The sequence below is a fragment of the Latilactobacillus graminis DSM 20719 genome (assembly GCF_001436415.1).
GTDB lineage: Bacteria > Bacillota > Bacilli > Lactobacillales > Lactobacillaceae > Latilactobacillus > Latilactobacillus graminis.
In genome coordinates, this window is record NZ_AYZB01000030.1 from 1 (window position 1) to 1,228 (window position 1,228).

The 1,228-nt window shown below is 39.7% G+C and carries 2 protein-coding genes; both read left to right on the top strand.

Translation table 11 applies throughout. From position 1 onward, the window contains the following. On the top strand, positions 1–306 hold a 306-nt coding region (locus tag FC90_RS09310), incomplete at its 5' end, for a SpaA isopeptide-forming pilin-related protein (protein WP_162258679.1). 1 nt (position 307) lies between these two features. Then, positions 308–949 carry a class A sortase gene (locus FC90_RS04960; RefSeq protein ID WP_056945402.1) on the top strand — a complete coding sequence of 214 codons (642 nt, stop codon included), beginning with the start codon at positions 308–310 and terminating at the stop codon, positions 947–949. Positions 950–1,228: the final 279 nt, after the last annotated feature.

Genomic DNA, 1,228 nt, shown 5'->3' on the forward strand with positions numbered 1-1,228 from the left:
GACAACGGCACGCATATTACATGGACTTCAACTAATGAAGCAAAACACATTAAATTAGCTGACGGCCACTATACATTGCATGAAGTGATCGCACCTAACGGCTATGAAGTCGCTAACGACATTGAATTTGATGTTGTGAATGGTAAATCTGTTTCAGTAACAATGCACGATAAATTAACTCCTAAAGCATTATTAAAAGCTGGCCAACAACGTCAACAAAATGCAATGTACCTATTAATTGCAGGTGTGTTGATGTTCGCATTTGGCATTTATTTACTTTTCAAAAATAAAAAAGCGACTAAATAATATGTTTAAGAGAAAAGCTGGCAAACTGATGCTTCTGCTTAGCGCAATATTGGTGATGGGGAGCGGTATTTTTTATGGCCGTGATTTATACCTCCGATACCAGCAGAGTAAGTCAGTTCGTTATGTGAAAAATCACTTGAAGACGTCTGTAAAAGGGCAGCGATATGACACCGATATCCAGAACTTTGAATATGATGATGCCTGGGCTGCTTATCGGGACGCAATCATTAAAAAATATGGGGTTGGAACAGTTGAGATCCCAGCGGTTAATATCGCCCTACCAATTCTAGAGGGTGTTTCGAGTGAGAAGATGGCTGTTGGTGTCGTCACAGTCAAACCTAACCAAGAGGCTGGTTTACGGAACTTTGCTTTAGCGGGCCATAATATGACCGCTAGGGGCAACTTGTTACACAACTTAACAAATGTTCGTCTAGGCAACAAAATCAAAGTAACGACCAGCAAGGGACAATTCATCTACGTTGTCACAGAGGTTCACCATGATTGGCCGCAAAGTCAGGGGCAAATTGTTGACGATGATCAGGGCGACAAGATTATCACGATTTATACGTGCGACAACGCATATATGGATCGTTATGGTCACACAAGCAAGAGCATTTATGTGCGTGGTCGATTAGAAAAATAGGTCTATGGCAGCAATAAACGGTTGACCATTTAATGTGGGGCTATAACTTTCAAAGGTTATAGCCTCTTTTTGTTTTCATGTTTTTGAGAACAATTTAACTAGGAAAGTAGGTAATTTAATGGCATTTCAGCAAATAAGGGGGCGGTGCCGCGTTTCAGTGAAAGATATTCGACATTACAAAAACTATGATTACGGTATTTGGATTTTTATAGAGAATGATGTTTTTAAGTCGAAGTATAAACCTAAAGCAATAAAGGGTAATGCGGTATTAATCATGCA